Here is a 624-nt window from a genome sequence, read left to right on the forward strand (position 1 = left end):
TTTTAATACTGATTTAGCCTTTAGCATGGAGGTCGAAACCCCAATGCTAGACMCCGGACMTTCGGGGTCGTCGCTCTAGGMAATAGAGCGATCAGAACCMTTTTGAGGCTTCGCCTTAGGTTCCCACGTCGCCTGGAATGACTCAAGCCACTCCTTCGCAATCCTATCGCAATCACGCATTAAATCATCCAACGTGTAGACAGTCTTAATGAACGGAACAGGATTAATTCCATGCGAATCCAAAGAATCAAAAACTAAACCAAGATAAGTTTCAAGCTGTTCATTCTTCTTCTGTAAATCTCTGAACGGCTTGCCCTTATCAAAACTTTTTTCGCGTTCGCTTTTCAATTCGTTCAATAGTGATTTTCGTGATTCATTACTTTTGTGAATTTTTGTTTTTAGTGATGAATTACTCGCTTTCAACTTCTCATTTTGATTCTTCAATAAATGAATTTCATTTTCACGAGACTTCGCACCATCATCAAAACGGCTTTTCGTGAATGACTCAGAAACCTGAACAACACCACCAGCAACAGCAGAAGAAACAGCACCAACCAACGTGCCAGCCTTCTCAAACTTTTCAGCCTTAGCTTTTGCAGCATCAACACGCTTTGCAACAGCACG

General features: G+C 41.6%; 1 protein-coding gene. It reads right to left on the minus strand.

Going from position 1 to position 624, the window contains the following annotated elements; genetic code table 11:
• Positions 1 to 75 precede the first annotated feature (75 nt).
• Positions 76 to 624, minus strand: a 549-nt coding sequence (locus KP705_RS16120; protein WP_215764973.1) for a hypothetical protein, incomplete at its 5' end; no start/stop codon positions are given.

This window comes from Gluconobacter sp. P1D12_c, assembly GCF_018812105.1.
GTDB lineage: Bacteria > Pseudomonadota > Alphaproteobacteria > Acetobacterales > Acetobacteraceae > Gluconobacter > Gluconobacter oxydans_A.